A 22,879-nucleotide genomic window follows, 5' to 3' on the forward strand; every position below is an offset into this window, starting at 1 on the left:
TGCAGATATTGATTATCCGGTCTTTTTCTTTTGACAGTTTAAAAAAAATCGTCAATTTTGAGCCCGATAAAGAGCTAAAAGCTACGAGATACGAGTTTTAAGGTGATAATATCAAAATTGAGACCTATTATAATATGGAAGACTTTAAGAAGAAAAACGCAGCGGACATGAATGACAAGGAGATTGTATTCTCCCAATCCATCAAAGCAGGTAAGCGCATCTACTATTTAGACGTCAAGAAAAACAGAAAAGACGAAATGTTTCTCGCCATCACGGAAAGCAAGAAGATTGTGATGGGCGAAGGAGACGACTCGCAGGTAAGTTTCGAAAAGCACAAAATCTTTCTATACAAAGAGGATTTTGAAAAGTTCATGAACGGACTTCAGCAAGCCATCGGCTTCATCCAGGAACAGCAAGGCTGCTATACAAGACATACCACTGACGAAGAGGCTGAAAGTCCCGAAACGGGAAAAGAAGAACTGCCGAAAGAGGAAAAAGCGTCTTCATTGGAAGGAGAAATCAAGATAGACATTGAATTTTAAGTTATAACCTTTTGATAATTCAAAAAGAAGCTGTACTTTTGCACCGCTTTTTTGCAACATCGTGTGGCAAGCCACATCGTGTGATGGTGAATTAAGCAAAAAATTTACTTAATTTAGAGTAACACAAAAATTTTTAAAATGAAATCAATTGAAGTAAAAGGAACTGCAAGAACTATTGCAGAACGTTCTTCGGAACAAGCAAGAGCTTTGAAAGCTATTCGTAAAAACAACGGTGTACCTTGCGTACTTTATGGTGCAGGTGAAAATGTTCACTTCACTGTACCTGCAGAGGGTCTGCGTAACTTGGTTTACACTCCGCACATCTACGTAGTTGACTTGGTGATTGATGGCAAGAAAGTAAACGCTATCATGAAAGATATCCAATTCCACCCCGTAAAGGATACTATCCTGCACGTTGACTTCTATCAAATTGACGAGGCTAAGCCTATCGTTATGGAAGTTCCGGTACAGATGGAAGGTTTGGCAGAAGGTGTTAAGGCCGGTGGTAAGCTGGTACTCCAGATGCGTAAGCTGAAAGTAAGAGCTTTGTATAACGTAATTCCTGAAAGACTGATTATCAACGTTGCCCACTTGGGACTTGGTAAGACTGTTAAAGTTGGCGAATTGCAATATGAAGGATTGGAATTGCTGAATGCCAAAGAAGCTGTTGTATGCGCCGTTAAGCTGACTCGTGCTGCAAGAGGTGCCGCTGCTGCTGCAGGCAACTAATCGATTCTTTTCAAGAAAGACTAAATATTCGGGAACGCGGATTAACGCAGCCAACGCAGATTTCATACTGATTTCCGCGGAAAGTTGCGATAATCCGCGTTCTTTTTACGGCTCACGAGAGTGTATAATTCACCACAGATTACACAGATTTGCACAGATAGACATCTTTGATTATCGGTACATTAAATTCATTCTGTGTTAATCTGTGTAATCTGTGGTGAATACTAGTTTTAACACCCTCATAAACAGGAAGCACTGACTATGAAATATTTAATTGTAGGATTGGGCAATATCGGCCCCGAATATCACGAAACCCGCCATAACATCGGATTCATGGCAGTAGATGCTCTGGCCAAAGCAGCGGGTGCCACTTTTACCGACGGACGTTATGGTTTCACCACAACACTGTCAGTCAAGGGACGCCAACTGTTACTGCTGAAGCCTTCCACCTTTATGAATCTCAGCGGCAACGCCGTGCGCTACTGGATGCAAAAAGAAAACATTCCATTGGAGAATGTGTTGGTAGTGGTAGATGACCTGGCACTGCCTTTCGGCACACTGCGCCTGAAAGGTAAGGGAAGCGATGCGGGACATAACGGCCTTAAGCATATTGCATCAACGCTGGGCACCCAGAATTATGCACGCCTGCGTTTCGGCATCGGCAATGACTTTCCCCGTGGTGGGCAGATTGACTATGTGCTGGGACATTTTACCGATGAAGATTGGAAAACAATGGGCGAGAGATTGGAAACAGCCGGAGAAATCATCAAAAGTTTCTGTCTGGCGGGAATAGATATCACCATGAATCAATATAACAAGAAATGAACGAAGCCAGAATTGACAAATGGATGTGGGCCGTACGCATCTTCAAGACACGTACCATAGCCGCCGAAGCCTGCAAAAAAGGACGCATCAGCATCAATGGCGCACTGGCAAAGGCTGCCCGTACAGTGAAACCGGGAGACGTCATCCAGGTGCGCAAGCCCCCCGTCACCTATTCCTTCAAAGTTCTGCAGCCCATCGAAAAGCGTGTCGGCGCAAAGTTAGTGGCCGAAATGATGGAGAATGTAACGACTCCGGAACAGTATGAACTGCTGGAGATGAGCCGTGTCAGCGGTTTCGTCAACCGTGCCAAAGGTACCGGACGGCCAACGAAAAAAGACCGCCGGAGTCTGGAAGAATTTACAGAACCGGAATTTCTGGATGATTTCGACTTTGAATTCGATTTTGAGGAAGAGTAAAATAAGGGAAAGATTATGAGCGAGAGAATAATTAAATGGGGATTCATCGGTTGCGGAGAAGTGACCAAATACAAAAGCGGACCGGCATTCCAGAAAATAGAGAACTCCGAAGTAGTGGCCGTCATGAGCCGAAATGGTGACAAGGCCAAGACCTACGCCAAGGAAAGAGGGATTCCTAAATGGTACGACGATGCCCAGGAGCTGATTGACGACGAAGAGGTGAACGCCGTGTACATTGCCACTCCTCCTTCTTCACATGCTACGTACGCCATCATGTCCATGAAGGCAGGTAAACCGGTCTACATAGAGAAGCCGATGGCCGTTACCTACGAAGAGTGCTGCCGCATCAACCGCATTTCCCAAGAAACGGGTGTTCCATGTTTTGTCGCGTATTACCGCCGCTATCTGCCCTACTTCCTGAAGGTAAAGTCACTGGTAGAGGAGGGACATATTGGCAATGTCATCAACATTCAAATCCGCTTCGCCCAGCCTCCCCGCGACCTCGACCATAACAAGGAAAACCTACCGTGGCGCGTGCAACCGGACATTGCCGGCGGAGGATACTTCTATGACCTTGCGCCCCACCAGATAGACTTGCTGCAGGAAATCTTCGGATGTATCCTCGAAGCCAGCGGCTACAAGAGCAACCGTGGCAGACTATATCCTGCCGAAGACACTCTAAGCGCATGTTTCCAGTTTGACAGCGGACTAGTAGGCAGCGGCTCCTGGTGTTTTGTCGCCCACGAATCCGCCCGCGAAGACCGTATAGAAATCATTGGAGACAAAGGCATGATTTGTTTCTCCGTATTCACCTATGACCCCATTGCGCTGCACACAGAAAGAGGGCGTGAGGAAATCATTGTCGAAAATCCCACCTACGTCCAACAACCGCTTATACAGGCAGTGGTAGACCACCTGCTGGGCAAGTCAGTCTGCGGCTGTGACGGCGAAAGCGCCACTCTGACCAACTGGGTAATGGACAAAATACTGAACAAACTCTGATTAGCGTTCATGGGGTAGACCTTACCCCATGTCGAAACCTTCACATTTCCAGCCGACCAGCTTGTACACATCGGCACTCTCGCCTACAATCCATACCACATCTCCCTCCACAAAAGGTTCATGCGGGTCGGGAGCATGCAAGGTCTCCCCTCCCCGCTCCACACCGGCAATCAGGCAGTGATATTTCTCGCGTATCCCTGCTTCTTTCAGGGTCTTGTTCAGGAAAGGGGACTGCCCGTCCACACAGAACTGGCGTAGAATCATCTCACTCTTCTCTATCACATCCGCATTCATGGCAGACACCTTATCCATCTCCTGGCCGAAGATGTTCAATTCCTCATCCGTGGCAATTACTTGTATCTTGTCCTGCGGGAAAAGGCGGACAGACGCTCCGGGAATATTAATCCGTTTCTTGCCCCGAAGGATAGAGACCACATGGATACCGTATTTCTTTCCAAAATTCAGCTCCGCCAATGTCCTGCCCACCCATGCCGACTCGCCGGGGATTTCAAAATCCGTCAGGTGCAGGTCGCGCGACAGCAGACGTCCCGCATACTCCGGTTTCTTCTCTCCCATATACTCGGCACGCATGTCGCGGTACCGCAGATTCTGGAAGAATGTCCTCTCTATCATGATGGACTGCTTCTTCAACTGGCGGGAGAGTATCATCAGGGTCACCAGCAGCACCGCCACTCCAAACACCAGACCGACGGACATCTTGAACAAACCGGCTATTACGAACATGACGAACGAAACGCCCAGCAGCAGACGCAGTACAATGGTGGCCACCAACGGTGCCCGGTTTCCACGGTTATCCTTCCATAAAGTCACGAACTCTTCCGAGTGGTTCTTTTTAATCATGATGGCACGCAGGAACGGAGCTATACACAGAATGATGATAAAGGCAGCCAACAGAGAGCCCCATACCCCGGGCAGACTGTCGTGCACGAAAGGCACCAGAAAACGGAACGCCAAAGCTATCACCGCCACGCAAATGATGGAATACACCACCGTAATCCTGACCAGCGCAAATATCAGTTTCTTCCACAGACTCTCGTGGTTCATGGTCTGCGAACCTGAAGCATAGCGGGTCAAGAACTTTCTCCATTTTTCCGGCAAATGCGTATCCACAAGATTGGAAGCCGGTTCTGCCAAACGAATCATATAAGGAGTGAGGAAAGTGGTGATGACAGACACCGCCACCACAATAGGATACAAGAAATGGCTGGTGACATGCAGTGACACGCCCAGCGAAGCTATAATAAAGGCAAACTCACCGATTTGCGTCAGACTGAAACCGCATTGCATAGCCGTCTTCAGCGGTTGCCCTGCCAGCAGCACACCCAGCGTCCCGAAGAGGGATTGCCCGAGGATGACCGCCAGAGTAATCACGACAATAGGTCCCGCATACTCCACAATCATGGCCGGGTCTACCATCATGCCGACCGATACGAAGAAGATGGCGCCGAACAAGTCCTTGACCGGCTTCACCAGGCGCTCTATGCTCTCCGCCTCTACCGTCTCGGCAAGAATGGAGCCCATGATGAACGCGCCGAAAGCAGCCGAGAAACCCGTGTGCGCGGCCATCACCACCATACCGAAACAGAGTCCGAGAGAGACTATCAGCAAGGTTTCCTCGCTCATCAGCTTCCGGCACCGCTTCAGCAATCCGGGGATGAGGTATATCCCTACGACGAACCAAAGTATCAGGAAGAACAGCAGTTTGGCAATGCTCCCCAGCATCTCCGTACCCTCGAAGTTATGGCTGACTGCCATCGTGGAGAGCATCACCATCAATACGATGGCAAGAATATCCTCCAGGATAAGCACACTGAGCACCAGCCCCGTGAACTGTTTCTTGCGCATCCCCAAATCATCAAACGCCTTATAGATAATGGTAGTGGACGACATGGCAATCATACCGCCCAGGAAGATACAGTCCATCCGTTGCCAGCCGAACCCGGTACCTACCGCCACTCCCAACAATATCATACAAAAGATGATGGTACACGCAGCAATAATCGCCACGCCTCCCACCTTCACAATCTTCTTGAAGCTGAATTCCAATCCCAGTGCAAACAGCAGGAAGATAACGCCTATATCCGCCCAGGTCTGTATATTAGCCGTGTCCATCACCGACGGTGTATAGGCCATGTGAGGGCTGGCAAGGAATCCTGCAACTACATATCCTAACACCAGCGGTTGCTTCAATTTCTTAAAAAGCAGGGTCATAATCCCCGCACAAATCAATATCAGAGCTAAATCAGCTATCAAAGGGGCTAAATGTGACATAACACTACTTATCTATTAATCAGAGATATACAACTGCAAAACTCTGCAATACATCTACAGTAGCTCTGCAATACATCTGCAGTGGCTCTGCAAAAGGTATGCAGTAACTTTGCAGCAGTTGTCTGTACGATTCTACAACACTCCTTTCGAGCTTGGCAGTTCAAAGTGATAAATATCCCTTTTCACCGCCATCTTCAGCGCACGTGCCAGCGCCTTGAAGATGCCTTCTATCTTATGATGTTCGTTCTGCCCTTCGGCTTTTACATTAAGATTCATCCGGGCGGCATCACTCAAGGACTTGAAGAAGTGCAGGAACATTTCCGTAGGCATGTCGCCTATCTTCTCGCGCTTGAACCCGGCATCCCATACCAACCACGGGCGACCGCCGAAGTCGAGGCACACCTGGCAGAGACAATCGTCCATAGGAAGGGCATAGCCGTAGCGTTCGATGCCGCGCTTGCTTCCTAAGGCCTGATAAAGGCAGTCGCCCAGAGCAAGAGCGGTATCCTCGATGGTGTGGTGCTCGTCCACTTCGAGGTCGCCTTTCACACGGATGGTGAGGTCCATGCCGCCGTGCTTGCCTATCTGCTCCAGCATGTGGTCGAAGAAGCCCAGTCCGGTCGCGATGTCACAATGCCCGTTACCATCCAGATTCAAGGATACGTATATATCTGTCTCCTTGGTAGTACGACGTACTTCCGCCGTACGCTCACCGGCAAAGAGGAATTCGGCAACCTTATCCCAATCCCTGGTGGCGAGGGCGCAGTAATCTTCAAGTCCGTCACAAGCGGCACCGCCACCTTCGGAAACGGGTTTCAATAATGCCGTGTCATCTTGCAGAAGAATGGCACGGCAGCCCAGATTCTTTGCCAGTTCCACATCCGTAGGCCGGTCGCCAATGACGAAACTGTGGGACAAATCGTAGTCCGGGTTATCGAGGTATTTGGCAAGCATTCCGGTACGCGGCTTGCGGGTCGGTGCATTGTCGTCGGGCATGCTGCGGTCTATGCAGATGTCGTCGAAGGTGATGCCTTCGCCTTCCAATGTCTTCATCATCAGGTTGTGTGCCGGCCAGAAGGTCTCTTCCGGAAAGGAGGCGGTGCCGAGACCGTCCTGATTGGTCACCATTACAAAATCAAAATCCAGCTTGCTGCGGATGAAGCCAAGATTGCGCATCACTTTCGGATAGAACTCCAGCTTCTCCAGGGAGTCCAGCTGATAATCAATGGGCGGCTCAATGACTAAAGTCCCGTCACGGTCTATAAAAAGTAGTTTCTTCATTTTAAAGGATATTTTTTTTGAGGGAATAAAGGGAGTTATCGGGAGTTAGAAGGAGGTAGAAGGAGTTAGAGGAGTTAGAGGCCAGTAGTTCTGCTTGCATAAGCATTACTTGTATAGAACAGCAGTATCGGCCTTTAACTCCCTTTTAATCCCTTTACCCCCCTTTTACTCCCTTTAACTCCTTCTACATATATTCCTTCAGCGCTTCAATCAATTTTTCATTCTCTCCTCTCGTTCCCACCGTCACCCGCAGGCAATTTCCGCAGAGTGACACGGAGTTACGGTTGCGGACAATGATACCCTTGCCTACCAGATAATTGTAAATCTTCACGGCATCCGTCACACGGGCCAGGAAGAAATTGGCATGGGAAGGGAACATCTTCACCGTACATGGCAGTGCGGCGAACTCGGCTTCCAGATTCTCCCGTTCTTCTTTCAAGGTCTTCACCCAACGTTCTATTTCATAATAGCGGTGAAGCATTTCCACTGCCTGCTTCTGTGTCAGCTGGTTCACGTTATAGGGATATTTTATCTTACTGAGGATGCCGATAATCTCCGGTGAGGCAAATGCCATGCCCAGACGGATGGCAGCACATCCCCATGCTTTGGAGAAGGTTTGCAGTACAATGAGATTCGGATACCGATTCAAATTTTCGAGGAAGGAAGGTGCTTCGGAGAAGTCATTGTATGCCTCATCCAGTATCACCAACCCATCAAACTGGCGAATCAGCGTTTCAATCTCGCTACGGAGCAGGTCATTGCCGGTAGGATTGTTGGGAGAGCAGATAAAAATCAGTTTGGTATGCTCATCCGCAGCAGCCAAAAGCTTGTCGGCAGAGAACTGGAAATCCTCATCGAGCAGCACCTTGCGGTACTCCACATCATTAACGTCGGCACAGACTTGATACATGCCGTAGGTAGGGTCGATAGCCACTACATTGTCCACACGGGGTTCACAAAAAGCACGGAACACCAAATCGATAGCTTCGTCACTGCCATTCCCTAAGAAGATGGAATCGGGACTCACCTTTTTAATTCTAGACAATTCTGTCTTTAGCTCCCGCTGCATGGGGTCGGGATAACGGTTGTGGGGCATGTTATAAGGATTCTCGTTTGCATCGAGAAAAACGGATGCCGCAGCACCATTATATTCATCACGTGCTGAAGAATAAGGCTTCAGACGCCAGATATTCGGACGGGTAAGTTCTTGTAATGTTTTCACCATGTTATTTATGATTTGACAATTTACGATTAAAATTACTTTAAGCCATCAGCTCTCAATTTTCAACTTTCAATTTTCATTCTCCAACTGCCCCAGTCTCACACTCACGGCATTCTTATGCGCATCCAGCTGTTCATTGGCAGCCATCAGCTCGATGGCAGGGCCGATGATATTTAATCCTTCCGGCTTTATCTCCTGAAAAGTTATCTTGCGGATAAAGCTGTCGAGGCTGACACCGCTGTATGCTTTGGCATAGCCGTTTGTCGGCAGGGTATGGTTTGTGCCCGAAGCATAATCTCCCGCACTCTCCGGAGTAAGAGAACCCAGGAATACGGAACCGGCATTCACGATACGTTCTGCCACGGAAAGATAATCCTCGGTTTCTATGATAAGATGTTCGGGAGCATACGCGTTGGTCAATTCAATGGCTTCTGCCATGCTGTCCACTACAATCAGTTTGCTATTGGCAAGAGACTTTTCGGCAATCTCTTTACGTGGCAGTAAGGCCAGTTGGCGTTCCACTTCCACCTTTACAGCTTGTTGCAATTCGACAGAGGTCGTAATTAATATAGCCTGACTGTCCACTCCGTGTTCTGCCTGGCTCAACAAGTCGGCGGCGACAAAAATCGGATTAGCTGTTTCGTCAGCCAAAACTTCTACTTCCGAAGGTCCTGCCGGCATATCTATCGCCACATCACGCAAGCTCACAAGCTGTTTGGCAGCCGTGACATACTGATTTCCCGGACCGAATATCTTGTAAACCTTAGGCACACTTTCCGTTCCGTATGCCATAGCGGCAATGGCTTGTATGCCGCCAGCTTTGAAAATCCGGTTGACACCTGCCACTTTTGCGGCAAACAACACAGCGGGATGTACCTTTCCGTCACGTCCCGGAGGGGTGCAGAGAACAATCTCCTTGCATCCGGCAATCCTGGCGGGAACGGCCAGCATCAGTACCGTAGAAAACAGCGGAGCCGTTCCTCCGGGGATATACAATCCCACCTTTTCTATGGCAACCGCTTTCTGCCAGCAGGTCACCCCCGGCTGAGTCTGCACTTTCTTGCCCTCAAAGCGTTGTGCGGCGTGGAAAGTCTCGATGTTCTGCTTTGCCAGGCGAATAGCTGCTTTCAAGTCTTCACTCACCAGGTTTTCCGCTTCCTGCTGTTCCTCTTCCGACACTGCCAGCGAGGCCAACACCACTTTATCAAATTTTTCTTCATAATCCAGCACAGCACGGTCTCCCTCCTCCTTCACACGGTCAATAACACTCCGCACCGTATCAAACAGATTCTCCGTATTCATCACCGGACGTTTCAGAATCTCTTGCCACTGGGATTTATCGGGATTACTAATCAATATCATAATGACATGTTTTTAAAGATTTATGCATAAACCATGATATTATTGGAGGTGTGTCAAAACTCTCTGAAGACTTTCTTTTAGGCGCTGATTACGCGGATTTCACGGATTTATTTTACCGAATCCGCGCTATTTCGCGTAATTCGCACCTAATGTCGTAACATAAAGAAAGCGTTTATATACTTTTGACACATCCTCGAGGCTTTAAATTATCATTTTCTCAATCGGCAGCACCAGAATGCCTTCCGCCCCCAATGCCTTCAACTTTCCGATAATCTCCCAGAAACACTTCTCGTCGAGTACGGTATGTACTGAGCACCAGCCTTCTTGTGCCAAAGGCATCACCGTGGGGCTCTTCATGCCCGGAAGTACAGAGACAATCTCATCCAGTTTCTCTTTCGGGGCATTCATCAGCACATACTTCTTATCTTCGGCTGTCTTCACAGCATCCATACGGAACAACAGCTCCCTCAATATCCCTTGCTTTTCCTCGCTCAGGTTCCTGTTACCAATCAGCAGGGCTTCGGACTTCATCACAACCTCCACTTCCTTCAGGCGGTTGCTCACCAGCGTAGAACCGGAACTTACAATATCGAAAATGGCATCTGCCAGACCGATGCCCGGCGCCACTTCTACCGACCCCGTAATGACGTGTATCTCCGCATTCACCCCATTCTCTTTCAAAAAGCTGGAAAGGATACCCGGATAAGATGTCGCAATCTTCTTTCCGTGAAACCACTTCACCCCCGGATACTCAATATCCTTCGGCATGGCAAGAGACAGACGGCATTTGCTGAATCCCAGACGCTTGATTATCTCTGCATCCTCATTCTTCTCAACAAATTCATTCTCACCCACAATTCCTATATCAGCCACTCCGGTAGCCACAGACTGCGGAATGTCGTCATCCCTCAGAAACAACACTTCAAGAGGAAAGTTTGACGACTGCACCAACAACGAGCGCTTCATGGCACTCAACTTTATATCCGATTCTCCCAAAAACGACATGGTCTCGTCATACAGACGACCCTTAGCTTGTACTGCAATTCTTAACATAAGGTTATTTACTATTTTACGATTTACTATTTACTATTTTGAATGAGATGACAGAAAACAAAACGAGGCTTACCAATATTCGGCAAGCCTCGTCTGTTATGTCATCTGTTGTACATATACACTCATACGCCCACCGAGTTATTCGTTAGGATGATGATGGTGATGATGTGCAACGATATTCTTCATATTTTTTGGATTTTAATGCGACAAAAGTAAACTAAAAGTTTGAAACTCCAAAAGATTTATCACAAAAAGTTTATTTTTTCTTTCAAATTCATCTTAGTTCACCACAAATTACACAGATTTGCACAGATTATTTTTATTCCAATCTATGCAAATCTGTGTAATCTGTGGTGAAACAATTAAATCAACGGCAATATTTCCTCCTGCTCTACTTCGCAGCTATGGAAATGCATTTCCGCTTCCGCCTTCTCCTTCGGAAAGGTAAAGTAGGTGCAAGTGGCTTCTGTGCAAAGTTCGCCCATGCTATTATACAGGCGTGCTTCTATGATAGCAATATTCCGCTTCTGCTCGCGAAGCGAAGCCCGCAGCACCACATGCGTGTCGTTGGTCGATATGGATTTGCGGAAGCGGGTTTCCATTTTCGATGTCACCCCGCCGGTCTGCAGCTTGCGGAACACGACCCAGCCGCAGATTTCATCCAGCAATACGGACTGGATGCCTCCATGCAACGTATTCAGCCACCCTTGATACTCCGGACGCGGCTTCCAGATGCTCACCACCTCGTCACCGTCCTCATAAAACTCCATTCTCACACCGGCTTCATTGTCAGGAGAGCAACCGAAACAGTTGTAGCCCTCCATATCTTTCCACGGATTGATAATCTTCTTCATATCGTATTCTTCTTTATCTGGTTTTGATTCATAAAGTCTCTCAATAAGACGTTCAATATTAGTCATTCCGATTGAGAACTACAAATTATTGATGCCTTTTTCAGAGAAAAATTAGCGGGATACTGTTCAAAAACCGGTTATTTTATTTAGCTTTGTATAAATGAGAGAGAACAACAAGATGCAAAGAGGGGCCTTTTTCTGCTTATGGATATTATTTACATTCTCATTGTTTGCGCAAAACAAGGAGAACGGTTCTGTCGCATGCGACAGCATCGTATATAAAAACACCTTCGGAAAAGCATTGAAGAAATTCCTCAACTTCAGCGACTTCGACACTACCTATATCAGTCCCAACCGATACAATTACGCCCTGATGCTCGACCATTTCACCAATTACGAGTATTACTCCGTGGGCAATGACGACCAGCGGCTCCGTTTCTCGCCCAACCCTCACAACAAGATAGGCGCTTACTTCGGATGGCGTTGGATATTCCTGGGATGGGCTGTCGATACGGACTGGCTCTACGGAAAGAAAAGCAAGAAAAAGCGCGGTACGGAGTTTGATCTCAGTCTTTACAGTTCCAAACTGGGAGTCGACATTTTCTATCGCAGCACCGGAAACGACTATAAGATACACAAGGTATCCGGCTTTTCCGACGAGATTCCCTCCAATTATTCCGAAGACTTCAACGGATTGAAAGTAAAGATGAAGGGATTAAATCTGTATTACATTTTCAACAATCGACGTTTCTCCTATCCAGCCGCCTTCAGCCAGTCCACCAACCAGCGCTGCAATGCAGGTTCTTTCATTGCCGGATTCTCCGTATCCACCCACAATCTGAACTTCGACTATACCAAGCTGCCCGAAATCATTCAGGAAACCATGAACCCGGGTATGAAGGTGAAACATATCAAATACACGAACATCAGCCTCAACGCCGGCTATGCCTACAATTGGGTGTTTGCCCGCAACTGCCTCGCATGCCTGTCGTTCAATCCGGCTGTCGCCTACAAGACATCACGCATAGAGAAGACAGAAGAGCGGGAAGCGGACGACTGGTACAAGAATTTCAATATCGACTTCATTCTGCGTGCAGGTGTGGTATACAACAACAGCAAATACTTCGTGGGTACCTCATTCGTAGGACGGACATACGACTACTACAAAAACAGTTTCTCCCTGAACAACGGGTTCGGTACCCTCCAAATATATGCCGGATTCAACTTTTATCTGAAAAAGGAGTACCGGAAGAACAAAAAGTAAAAAAAGGCTTTCAGCCCTCATCTCCCCTCAAAAGCTATAAACACACTCCACCCCTACTATATCCTTCCGCTTATCCTTCTCCCATTGCCTGCAATAGAAGATGTCTGCCTCCCAGCGCTCGGACAAGGGCAACGTAATACCCCCACGATAGCGCATCCGCTTTACTCCGAAGTGCTCTGTCTTATTCAAACCATTATACATCTCGGCCGAAGCATACGGTTCCAGCTTGCACTTCGGAATGTCATAGGCAAACTTCGCACGCGAGCGCAAGCGGAACTCATCTCTATGCCCATCGAACGTATGCTGAAAGCGCTCACGCAAGGACAGTTTCACCCTTTGCACACGGGCAGACAGAGTGCCTTCCAAACGGTAGCGGTGCCGGAACTTCCAGCCATCTGCCCCCCGATTGCGGTAATGCGTCTCATACCCAGCTCCAAGCTTCAGGAAAGGCAACAGCTTATAGCTTCCCCCCACCTTCAGCCCCCACCGGTCTGTCTTTCCCAAATCATCCTTTGTACGCCACTCCAGCCCACCGGAAACAGTAAATGCCGGCTTCAACTTATATTCGAAACCGGCATTCGCCCAAGTGGCAAAATCCTTCTCCTGCGCCCGCAGGGAAAAAGACGAAACAACCCATAGAACTATCGGCAAAACAAGTACTTTCGTGCATGAAGATATATTACTTACCATACGCTTATTCTGTTAAAGTGTCAAAGGTAAGGATAAATTCTGTAACAATTCTGTAATACTACAAATCTTGTCTGCACATTTCCGATTTTTCAATGATACTTAAAAAACAGAAACCGAGATACAAAAAACAACTCAAAGTTGCCATATATGTATGGCATCATATATATATATATTTGTAGCATGAAAAAACACCCTTATAAGCGTTTCATAGATTATTTATTTGGGGTGATTCATTTATGTGAAATCTCTTTCAAATACTCCTCCACCTTTCCGAAGAAGGAGGTCAAATGAGAACCGTCGACAAAAGCATGGTTCACATAAATGGAAAGAGGAAATACCAGACGGCCTTCACGAGATACGGCCTTGCCGGCAGTCATCAACGGATAACTGCAACCGTTGCCTGCTTCGGCAAGTGTATAGGTTATCGAGGTGAAATACATTTTGGGAACCGCACTCAGATGGACCACATCGTAATCGCCTTGCTCGGCAAGAATCTTTTCGGCTCCATAAGGGTCACCGTCCTCGGGCATGTTTGTTATCAAGGCGTAGGCTTCGGCATAGAAACGTTCAAAGTCTTCGTAATAGGGAATGCGCACGGTATAGAATGTTTTCCCAGGAACGGCTATCGGAGAAATGATGTCCACCCGGTCGTGAAAAACAACCCGGCCTTCCTTGTCGGTACGGTAACGGAGTTCATCGACTTCATTGGCCGAACGCACCACAGCATACAGATAATAAAGGAAAAAGGAGCGCTTCGCGGCCCGGGCGGCGGCACTGGCTTCCGTGCAGTCAATCTCTGTGGTAACGGAATACCAGGAGTTGACAAAACTGCGGAAAAAACCGTAGTTGTCCCGGCGTTCCCAGGCATCAATATCTATAATGTGTTTCATACAAAAAGGGGATTCTGTGAAAAAAGGATGCCCTTTTACAAGCATCCTTTCTCCGATTCTATTTATTTCTCTTTCTTATAATTCTCCAGTCCGGTCTGCAGGAACTCAATATATTTGGGAATATCCTCGTCGTAGGAGTAGGACTTGTTGAGCGGCTTGCCTTCGTTGTCAATCAGCACATAGAAGGGCTGCGCATTGGCACCGAACTTGACACGCTGCAGATAACTCCACTTGTCGCCTACGGTACGCAGTGTACGTTCCGTGCCGTTCTCCACAATCTTCACGGGAGAAGGAAGCGGGGTCTTGTTGTCCACGTAGAGCGTGATAAGCACATAGTCGTTGTTGATAATGTCACTCACCTTCGGGTTTGTCCATACGGCAAGCTCCATCTTACGGCAGTTCACGCAACCATAACCGGTGAAGTCGAGCATCACGGGCTTGCCATGCTGACGGGCATACTCCATACCGAGGTCGTAATCATCGAACTTGGCATGCACTTCATTATTGTAAAGATTGAAGTCTTGCGTCTGCATGGGCGGCGCAAAGGCACTGACAGCTTTCAACGGAGCTCCCCACAAACCAGGAACCATATACACCGCAAATGCCAGTGAGGCCAACGCCATAAAGAAACGGGGTACACTAACCTTTGAATCGTCATCATCGTGCGGGAACTTGATTTTGCCCAACAAGTAGAAACCAAGCAGTGCAAAAAGTACAATCCACAAAGCAAGGAACGTTTCACGGTCGAGGATGCGCCAACCGTAAGCTAAATCGGCTACCGAAAGGAACTTCAGGGCAAAAGCCAGCTCCAGGAAGCCAAGCGTCACCTTGATGATATTCATCCATCCACCGGATTTGGGCATGGACTTCAACCAGGACGGGAATAAGGCAAACAGCGTGAAAGGCAATGCCAATGCAATGGCAAAGCCCAGCATGCCAATAGCGGGAGCTACCACGCTGCCCGTCGTGGAAACCTGAACCAGCAGGAATCCAATAATAGGTCCCGTGCAGGAGAAAGATACCAGCGACAAGGTAAACGCCATCAAGAAGATGCTGAGCAGACCACTTGTGGCCTCAGCCTTACTGTCTACGGCCGTACTCCATTTGGAGGGCAACGTTATTTCGAACGCTCCGAAGAAGGAAGCCGCAAACACAACCAACATCAAGCAGAAAAGGATATTGAATACTGCATTCGTAGAGAGTGCGTTCAGTGCGCTGGCTCCGAAAATCAGCGTAATGGCCAGTCCGAGCGTCACATAAATCACTACGATGGAAGCACCATACGTCCATGCATCACGGATGCCTTTCTTCTTATCCTTGCTACGCTTCAAGAAGAAGCTGACCGTCATCGGGATGATGGGCCATACACAGGGGGTGAAGAGCGCCAGCAGCCCGCCGGCAAATCCCGTAATGAAAATATAAATCCAGGACATGTCTTCCTGCGAAGTGGTTTCGCCCAAAGAATTCAGTTCACTGATGACCGGCTTCCATAGGTCCACCTTGTCCGCCACCTTGATTTCCGTCGGCCCGTCCGCACCGCCGATGGCAGCCACGGGAGCCGTGCCGGAGACAGTCTCCTGCTTTGCGGGCTGTTCTTCGGCTTTCGTTTCAGCGGCAGCGGCGGCAGCTTCTTTGGCAGCCCCTTCTGCCTTGCCGGAGAACTTGAAAGGAACTTGTGTGGGCGGCAGGCAGTTTTCATCGTTGCAAGCGCCATATTCCAGATAGCCTTCTATCTGATAAGCGCCACCCGTCAACTTCAGCTTCTGCACAAATTGCGCCGTATTCTCAAAATAGCGCACCTTCATTTCGAACAACTTGTCGAAAGTAGAGATTTCCTTGCCTACGGGCTTCAGTTTGCCCACCACTTCCGCTCCGGAGATTTTCTCCACATTGAAAGTCGCCGAGATAGGCCCTCCATCGCCCAAGTCGGTGGAATAGACATGCCAGCCCTTGTCAATAGCAGCCGTAAAAACGACCTCCGCTTCATCGGCAGCCAAAATCTTCAGTTCGGAATTGAACTTGACGGGGTCTTGTATCTGTGCCTGCACCGCCACAGCGAAGAGCAACAGAACGAAAGGGAACAGTAATTTCTTCATGTTCTCTGATTTAATTTTTAATTTTCAATTATCTCGTAGTCCACGCAGGCACGGCTCTCTTTCACAGCAGCGATAAGCTTGCCGGCAGCTACATGGTCGGGATGGGTAGCATAGTATTTCACGTCATCCAACGTATCGAACTCACTGTAAAGAGCGATGCTCCAAGCCTCGGCAGGATTGATGTTCAATCCGACTTCAATCTTGCGGATAACGGATATTTTAGCCGGAAGCGCTTCGATAGCTGCCTTGAAACTGTTCATCGCAGCCAACTTTTCGTCAGCCGGTGCCTCATCTTTTAACTTAAATAATACAATGTGCTTTACCATAACTTTGCCATTTAAATGATTTATCACTATATTTGTCAGCCTAAGCGGCTGTTTTAACAACTGCAAAAATACTGGTTTTGTTTCAAATATACACTTAAACGGATGTTAATAATAGGAATTGCAGGCGGAACCGGCTCGGGAAAGACCACCGTCGTACGTAAAATTATCGAAAGCCTACCGGCTGGTGAAGTGGTATTGTTGCCACAAGACTCTTACTACAAGGACAGCAGCCATGTGCCCGTGGAAGAACGGCAGAACATCAACTTCGACCACCCCGACGCTTTCGAGTGGAGCCTTCTTTCCAGGCATGTCGCCATGCTGCGCGAAGGAAGAAGCATAGAACAGCCCACCTACTCATACCTGACGTGTACCCGGCAGCCCGAAACCATCCATATCGAGCCCCGGGAAGTCATCATCATTGAAGGCATCCTTGCCTTGTGCGACAAGAAGCTGCGAAGCATGATGGACCTGAAGATATTTGTAGACGCCGACCCCGACGAACGCCTGATTCGTGTAATCCAGCGCGATGTAGTGGAACGCGGACGTACGGCCGAAGCCGTTATGGAACGCTATACACGCATACTGAAACCCATGCACCAGCAATTCATAGAGCCCTGCAAACGATATGCAGACCTCATTGTGCCGGAAGGCGGAAACAACCAGGTGGCCATTGATATATTGACCATGTACATCAAGAAGCACTTGGGGAGTTAATTTGTAATGGAGAATTGATAATGGAGGATTAAGAACGCACTAAACCCTATGAGATATGAACAGCCTGTTTTCTTTCGCCAGACATAAATCATCCTTTATCAATTCTCCCGTCCCCATTATCTTGCTGTTGTTGTGCTGCATCGCAGGATGCCGTGGAGGACATCCTGCCGAAAAAGAAGAAGCGGATGACCTGCAACAGATTAAGGACAGCGGAGAACTGGTCGTATTGACACTGTACAGCTCCACTTCCTACTTCATCTACCGTGGCCAGGACATGGGATTCCAGTATGAGCTGAGCGAACAGTTTGCCAAGAGCCTGGGAGTGAAGCTGAGAATAGAGGTAGCCCGGAATGTGCACGAACTCATAGAGAAGTTGCAGGCAGGCAAGGGAGACCTCATTGCCTACAACCTTCCCATCACCAAGGAATGGAAAGACAGCCTGCTTTATTGCGGCGAAGAGGTCATCACGCACCAAGTCATCGTGCAACGTAACGGCGGACGCACCAAACCACTGAAAGACGTAACGGAACTCATCGGGAAAGATGTATATGTAAAGCCGGGAAAATATTATGAACGGCTGGTCAATCTGGATGAAGAGCTCGGAGGAGGTATCCACATCCATAAAGTGACCAACGACAGTATCAGTGCAGAAGACCTCATCACCCAGGTGGCACAAGGGAAAATCCCCTATACCGTAGCAGACAATGATGTGGCACAGCTTAATACGACCTATTACCCCAACCTGAATATCGGACTCTCCATCAGCTTTGACCAGCGTGCATCGTGGGCAGTCCGGAAAGACTGTCCGCAACTGGCAGCCGCCGCCAACAAATGGCACGAGGAGAATATGACTTCACCTGCCTATACGGCAAGTATGAAACGATATTTTGAAATCGGCAAGGCCATTCCCCACTCTCCTATCCTCTCCCTGCGCGAAGGAAAAATTTCCCATTACGATGATTTGTTCAAGAAATATGCTCCCGAAATAGACTGGGACTGGCGTCTGCTGGCGTCTCTGGCGTATACAGAATCCAACTTCGACTCCACTGCCGTATCTTGGGCGGGTGCCAGGGGGCTGATGCAACTGATGCCTGCCACAGCCAGGGCTATGGGGCTACCCGAAGGAAAGGAACAGAACCCTGAAGAGAGCATAAAGGCTGCCGTGAAATACATAGGCGCCACAGCCAAAAGTTTTTCCAAGATACCCCAGGAAGAACGCATCAACTTTGTGCTGGCATCTTATAATTCCGGTATCGGCCATGTGCTGGATGCCATGGCACTGGCCGAAAAATACGGCAAAAACAAATATGTCTGGCGTGATAATGTAGAAAACTTCATTCTGCTAAAAAGCAATGAGGAATACTTCACCGACCCCGTCTGCAAAAACGGCTATTTCCGTGGCATCGAAACTTATAACTTCGTAAGGGATATTACGTCACGCTTCGAGCAATACAAGAAAAAGATAAAAAAATAGGGATTAAGGATTAATCCCTAATCCTTATTTTCCTTCCTATTTAAAACAGATTCAGTTTGTTCTTTCTCGCTTCTTCCAGGGAAACGGTTGTCACTTGTTTCTCCCGGTTCTTTTCGCACAACTGCCGATACTTCTCATGCAGTTCTTCTTCCAGCTCCTCCTTTGTCTTAGGATTCATCAGCTTGGCTGCTACTGTAGCATTCTGTGAAGCGTCCTTCAGATGGATTACGGGAGCATGATAGACCGGAGCAATTTTCAGAGCTGTGTGAAGCGGTGAAGTCGTGGCACCACCTATCAGCAGAGGAACGTCCAGACCTGCCTTTTCCAGCTCAATGGCTACATGCACCATTTCATCCAGCGAAGGGGTTATCAAGCCACTCAATCCTATCATGTCTACCTTTTCCTCTATGGCATGCTGTACAATGGTTTCGGCAGGCACCATGACGCCAAGGTCCACTATATCGTACCCGTTGCAGGCCATTACTACCGAGACTATATTTTTGCCAATGTCGTGCACATCACCTTTCACCGTAGCCAGTAGTACCTTCCCGGCAGCAGTCGCACCTTCTTCTTTCTCCGACTCGATTACGGGCTGGAGGATGGCAACCGCCCTCTTCATGGTGCGCGCCGTCTTCACTACTTGCGGCAGGAACATCTTGCCTGCCCCAAACAAGTCGCCGACATGATTCATGCCTGCCATCAACGGACCTTCAATGATAGAAACAGCTTTGGGATACAGCTTCAACGCTTCGGCAAGGTCTTCTTCCAGATAATCGCCGATACCCTTTGTCAAGGCGTACTTCAACCGCTCTTCCACAGGAGTCCCCTCTCTCCAGGCAAGTTGGGAATGGGCGGCAGCCTGCCGCTCTCCTCCAGAAGTTTTTGCCGCCTCTGCTTCCGCTTTCAAGCGTTCGGCAGTTTCTATCAGGCGCTCGGCAGCATCGGGACGACGGTTCAAGACCACATCCTCTATGCGCTCCAATATATCAGCGGGAATATCGGTGTAAAGAACGGAGGTAGCCGGATTGACGATACCCATATCCATGCCCTCGCGGATGGCATAGTAAAGGAATACGGCATGCATCGCCTCGCGAATGTAATTATTGCCGCGGAAAGAGAAGGAAAGGTTACTCACTCCTCCACTGACATGCGCACCGGGCAGATTCTTGCGTATCCATCCGGTGGCACGGATAAAGTCTACAGCATAATTGTTGTGCTCGTCCATACCGGTTGCCACGGCAAGTACATTCGGGTCGAAAATTATATCATGGGGATTGAAACCTATCTTGTCCACCAAAAGACGGTATGCCCGTTCGCAGACCTCAATCTTACGTTCGTACGTGTCTGCCTGCCCTTTTTCATCAAAAGCCATCACCACGGCTGCCGCACCATATTGCTTGATGGTACGCGCATGCTCCAGGAATTTATCTTCCCCCTCCTTCAAGGAGATGGAGTTGACGATGGACTTGCCTTGCAAGCATTTCAATCCGGCCACAATCACTTCCCACTTAGAGGAGTCTATCATGACGGGAACACGGGCAATCTCCGGTTCCGAAGCTATCAGATGGAGGAAAGCCGTCATCTCCACTTGAGCATCCAGCAGTCCGTCGTCCATATTTATATCGATGACCTGCGCACCGTCTTCCACCTGCTGGCGGGCAATGCTGAGCGCCTCGTCATATTTCTTTTCATTAATCAGACGCAAGAATTTGCGCGAACCCGCAACATTACAGCGTTCACCCACATTCACGAAGTTATTTTCCGGCTTCACTTCCAGAAGTTCAAGCCCGGAGAGCCAAAGATTTTCCGGTCTGGGAACCGGCTGATGGGGCGTTGCACCGGCAATCAGCGAGGAGTACTCGGCAATGTAGGCATCTGTCGTTCCGCAACAACCACCGATAATATTCACCAATCCCTCATGGATATACTCTTTTACTTCATGTGCCATATCGGCAGGAGTCTGGTCGTATGTGCCCAAACTGTTGGGCAGTCCGGCGTTGGGATAAGCACTGATATAATAAGGTGCACGGACAGCAAGCTGCTCCAGGAAAGGTTTCAGCTGGCGGGCGCCAAAGGAGCAGTTCAACCCAACTGAAAAAATATCGGCATGTTGCACGGAGGCGAGAAAAGCATCCAAAGTTTGTCCCGACAGAGTACGCCCTCCAATATCAGAAACAGTCACAGAGAGCATCAAGGGTACATGAACTCCTACAGTTTCCATCGCCTGCCCGGCGGCAAAAATAGCAGCCTTGGCATTCAGCGTATCAAAAATGGTTTCTATCAGCAAAGCATCCACACCACCTTCGAGCAATGCTTCCATCTGCTCACGGTAGGCATCGGCCAGTTCATCGTAGCTCAAGGCACGAAAGGCCGGATTGTTCACATCGGGACTCATGGAGCAGGTCTTGTTCGTCGGTCCTACGGAGCCTGCCACAAAACGGGGTTTGTCGGGAGTAAGAGAAGTAAACTCATCTGCCACTTTGCGTGCCAGGCGCACTGCGGCAAGATTCATCTCACGCACATAGTCCTGCACATGATAATCGGCCATACTGACGCGGGTGGAACTGAATGTATTTGTTTCGATAATATCTGCACCTGCCGCCAGATACTTGCGGTGAATGTCTTGTATCACATCGGGGCGTGTCAGACAAAGCAGGTCATTGTTACCTTTCATCTGTCCGGGAATCTGCGAGAAGCGTTCATCCCGAAAATCTTCCTCTGTCAAGTTGTATTGCTGTATCATGGTGCCCATTGCACCATCCAGAATAAGGATGCGCTCACGCACCAAACTACCAAGTTTACTCATATTATCTTTTAAACATACGCGCCATATCGCGTTTGTCATCTTTTTCCTTCAGTGATTCGCGCTTATCATATTGCTTCTTACCTTTGGCAAGTGCCACCACAAGTTTGGCCAGCCCTTTTTCATTGATAAACAAGCGCACGGGAACAATGGTGAAACCCGGATCTTTCGTGCCGCGCATCAGTTTTTCAAGTTCCTTCTTATTCAACAAAAGCTTGCGCTCCCTGCGTGCATTGTGATTGTTGTACGAACCATAGAAGTATTCGGCCACATGCATGTTCTTCACCCACAATTCGCCGTTGGCAAAGTAACAGAACGTATCGACTAAGCTTGCTTTCCCCAACCGGATGGACTTGATTTCTGTGCCCGTAAGCACAATGCCAGCCGTATAGGTGTCCGTCAGTTCGTAATCGAACGTAGCACGCTTATTCTTTATATTTACAGGAGCTTGTTTCATAACATTTATCAGTTTAGCACTACCGTCAGCTTATTGAATATCCATTCAATGGCCACCGGACAAGCTATTAACAAAATAGAAGAAAGAATGGTGAAACGCAAACGGTCTTTTTCCGCTATCTGCATCACCTTTTTGCTTCCTTCCCACACAACATACACGATATAGAATTGGAGCAACAGAGCCATAATGCCGAAATCAGGCAATATGCCAATAACAATCCGCAGCATGAACACTACTACCAGTGCATAACCAGCAAACTGTTGCGCCAAAGGAATATCACTGTCCAGCATAAACATGCGGACACGCAACCCGTTGATGAGATAGGCTGCCAAAAAGTATCCTCCAAACAAGGATACAGCCACCGCACAGCATTGTGTCATGGCATATTGAAAGCTTTGCGGCCCGTCCCATCCCATCTTCATCAAAGAGCCGATGAAAACGGACAACCCGCATAAACCAATCATAGGATAGACAAAAGCAGTAAATACTTTTCGCCTATCCTCTAAACTAATTTCCTCCCAGGCACGAGCCGGAGAGGAAATCAGTAGTATTGCTATATGAAATAAATCTTTGTAATTCAATATCAA

The 22,879-nt window shown here is 48.3% G+C and carries 21 protein-coding genes; 8 read left to right on the forward strand and 13 right to left on the reverse strand.

What is annotated here, in order from left to right; genetic code table 11:
• Positions 1-134: 134 nt before the first annotated feature.
• From NQ510_RS17520 to NQ510_RS17540, 5 genes are all read left to right on the forward strand, one after another.
• Positions 135-542 (forward strand): PUR family DNA/RNA-binding protein, encoded by a 408-nt coding sequence (locus NQ510_RS17520; protein WP_005831798.1) that lies wholly within the window; start codon positions 135-137, stop codon positions 540-542.
• 138 nt (positions 543-680) lie between these two features.
• Positions 681-1,271 (forward strand): 50S ribosomal protein L25/general stress protein Ctc, encoded by a 591-nt coding sequence (locus NQ510_RS17525; RefSeq protein WP_005831799.1) that lies wholly within the window; start codon positions 681-683, stop codon positions 1,269-1,271.
• A gap of 261 nt (positions 1,272-1,532) precedes the next feature.
• Positions 1,533-2,096, forward strand: a complete 564-nt coding sequence (gene pth / locus NQ510_RS17530; RefSeq protein ID WP_005831801.1) for an aminoacyl-tRNA hydrolase — start codon at positions 1,533-1,535, stop codon at positions 2,094-2,096.
• The gene (locus NQ510_RS17535) at positions 2,093-2,512 is read left to right on the forward strand and encodes an RNA-binding S4 domain-containing protein (protein ID WP_005831803.1); all 420 of its coding nucleotides are present in this window, start codon (positions 2,093-2,095) and stop codon (positions 2,510-2,512) included. Before pth ends, NQ510_RS17535 begins: the two co-directional genes overlap by 4 nt.
• Before the next feature lie 15 nt (positions 2,513-2,527).
• Positions 2,528-3,514: a Gfo/Idh/MocA family protein gene (locus NQ510_RS17540; RefSeq protein ID WP_005831805.1), complete on the forward strand. Its 987-nt coding sequence runs from the start codon at positions 2,528-2,530 to the stop codon at positions 3,512-3,514.
• 21 nt (positions 3,515-3,535) lie between these two features.
• Here NQ510_RS17540 and NQ510_RS17545 read toward each other — a convergent pair whose 3' ends face one another.
• The 6 genes from NQ510_RS17545 to NQ510_RS17570 all read right to left on the reverse strand — a co-directional run bounded on the left by NQ510_RS17545 (position 3,536) and on the right by NQ510_RS17570 (position 11,578).
• The gene (locus NQ510_RS17545) at positions 3,536-5,806 is read right to left on the reverse strand and encodes a cation:proton antiporter (protein ID WP_005831807.1); all 2,271 of its coding nucleotides are present in this window, start codon (positions 5,804-5,806) and stop codon (positions 3,536-3,538) included.
• Positions 5,807-5,938: 132 nt separating this feature from the next.
• A complete protein-coding gene (gene hisB / locus NQ510_RS17550) occupies positions 5,939-7,087 on the reverse strand; it encodes a bifunctional histidinol-phosphatase/imidazoleglycerol-phosphate dehydratase HisB (RefSeq protein WP_005831809.1) in 1,149 nt (382 codons plus the stop codon).
• Positions 7,088-7,271: 184 nt separating this feature from the next.
• On the reverse strand, positions 7,272-8,312 hold the full coding sequence (gene hisC, locus NQ510_RS17555) for a histidinol-phosphate transaminase (RefSeq protein WP_005831811.1): 1,041 nt from the start codon (positions 8,310-8,312) through the stop codon (positions 7,272-7,274).
• Between the two features lie 66 nt (positions 8,313-8,378).
• Positions 8,379-9,671: a histidinol dehydrogenase gene (gene hisD / locus NQ510_RS17560; RefSeq protein WP_005831813.1), complete on the reverse strand. Its 1,293-nt coding sequence runs from the start codon at positions 9,669-9,671 to the stop codon at positions 8,379-8,381.
• 201 nt (positions 9,672-9,872) lie between these two features.
• Positions 9,873-10,724 (reverse strand): ATP phosphoribosyltransferase, encoded by an 852-nt coding sequence (gene hisG / locus NQ510_RS17565; RefSeq protein WP_005831815.1) that lies wholly within the window; start codon positions 10,722-10,724, stop codon positions 9,873-9,875.
• A gap of 362 nt (positions 10,725-11,086) precedes the next feature.
• Entirely contained in the window at positions 11,087-11,578 is a 492-nt protein-coding gene (locus NQ510_RS17570) for a PaaI family thioesterase (RefSeq protein ID WP_005832726.1), read from the reverse strand.
• A gap of 160 nt (positions 11,579-11,738) precedes the next feature.
• On the opposite strand from NQ510_RS17570, the gene NQ510_RS17575 reads away from it, so the two are divergent.
• Positions 11,739-12,842, forward strand: coding sequence for a DUF4421 domain-containing protein (locus NQ510_RS17575; RefSeq protein WP_005831819.1), 1,104 nt, complete (start codon positions 11,739-11,741; stop codon positions 12,840-12,842).
• 27 nt (positions 12,843-12,869) lie between these two features.
• Here the strand turns inward: NQ510_RS17575 and NQ510_RS17580 are convergent, their stop codons facing one another.
• The 4 genes from NQ510_RS17580 to NQ510_RS17595 all read right to left on the reverse strand — a co-directional run bounded on the left by NQ510_RS17580 (position 12,870) and on the right by NQ510_RS17595 (position 16,844).
• On the reverse strand, positions 12,870-13,532 hold the full coding sequence (locus NQ510_RS17580) for a DUF2490 domain-containing protein (protein ID WP_005831821.1): 663 nt from the start codon (positions 13,530-13,532) through the stop codon (positions 12,870-12,872).
• A gap of 230 nt (positions 13,533-13,762) precedes the next feature.
• On the reverse strand, positions 13,763-14,422 hold the full coding sequence (locus NQ510_RS17585) for a CatA-like O-acetyltransferase (RefSeq protein WP_016272851.1): 660 nt from the start codon (positions 14,420-14,422) through the stop codon (positions 13,763-13,765).
• A 62-nt stretch (positions 14,423-14,484) separates the two neighbouring features.
• A complete protein-coding gene (locus NQ510_RS17590) occupies positions 14,485-16,518 on the reverse strand; it encodes a protein-disulfide reductase DsbD family protein (protein ID WP_005831825.1) in 2,034 nt (677 codons plus the stop codon).
• A 17-nt stretch (positions 16,519-16,535) separates the two neighbouring features.
• On the reverse strand, positions 16,536-16,844 hold the full coding sequence (locus NQ510_RS17595) for a Dabb family protein (RefSeq protein ID WP_008665385.1): 309 nt from the start codon (positions 16,842-16,844) through the stop codon (positions 16,536-16,538).
• A gap of 102 nt (positions 16,845-16,946) precedes the next feature.
• Here NQ510_RS17595 and udk point away from each other — a divergent pair, with 102 nt between their 5' ends.
• Together udk and NQ510_RS17605 are read left to right on the forward strand one after the other, a co-directional pair.
• Positions 16,947-17,558: a uridine kinase gene (udk, locus tag NQ510_RS17600; protein WP_005831829.1), complete on the forward strand. Its 612-nt coding sequence runs from the start codon at positions 16,947-16,949 to the stop codon at positions 17,556-17,558.
• 55 nt (positions 17,559-17,613) lie between these two features.
• On the forward strand, positions 17,614-19,032 hold the full coding sequence (locus tag NQ510_RS17605; RefSeq protein ID WP_005831831.1) for an MltF family protein: 1,419 nt from the start codon (positions 17,614-17,616) through the stop codon (positions 19,030-19,032).
• Between the two features lie 40 nt (positions 19,033-19,072).
• Here NQ510_RS17605 and metH read toward each other — a convergent pair whose 3' ends face one another.
• From metH to NQ510_RS17620, 3 genes are read right to left on the reverse strand one after another with little or no spacing between them, the layout of a single operon-like run.
• Entirely contained in the window at positions 19,073-21,838 is a 2,766-nt protein-coding gene (gene metH / locus NQ510_RS17610; protein ID WP_005831833.1) for a methionine synthase, read from the reverse strand.
• Position 21,839: 1 nt separating this feature from the next.
• Positions 21,840-22,292, reverse strand: a complete 453-nt coding sequence (gene smpB, locus NQ510_RS17615; protein WP_005831836.1) for an SsrA-binding protein — start codon at positions 22,290-22,292, stop codon at positions 21,840-21,842.
• A gap of 8 nt (positions 22,293-22,300) precedes the next feature.
• Positions 22,301-22,873, reverse strand: coding sequence for a Yip1 family protein (locus NQ510_RS17620; RefSeq protein ID WP_005832772.1), 573 nt, complete (start codon positions 22,871-22,873; stop codon positions 22,301-22,303).
• Positions 22,874-22,879 lie beyond the last annotated feature (6 nt).

Origin of the sequence: Bacteroides uniformis (assembly GCF_025147485.1) — a bacterium.
Classification (GTDB): domain Bacteria; phylum Bacteroidota; class Bacteroidia; order Bacteroidales; family Bacteroidaceae; genus Bacteroides; species Bacteroides uniformis.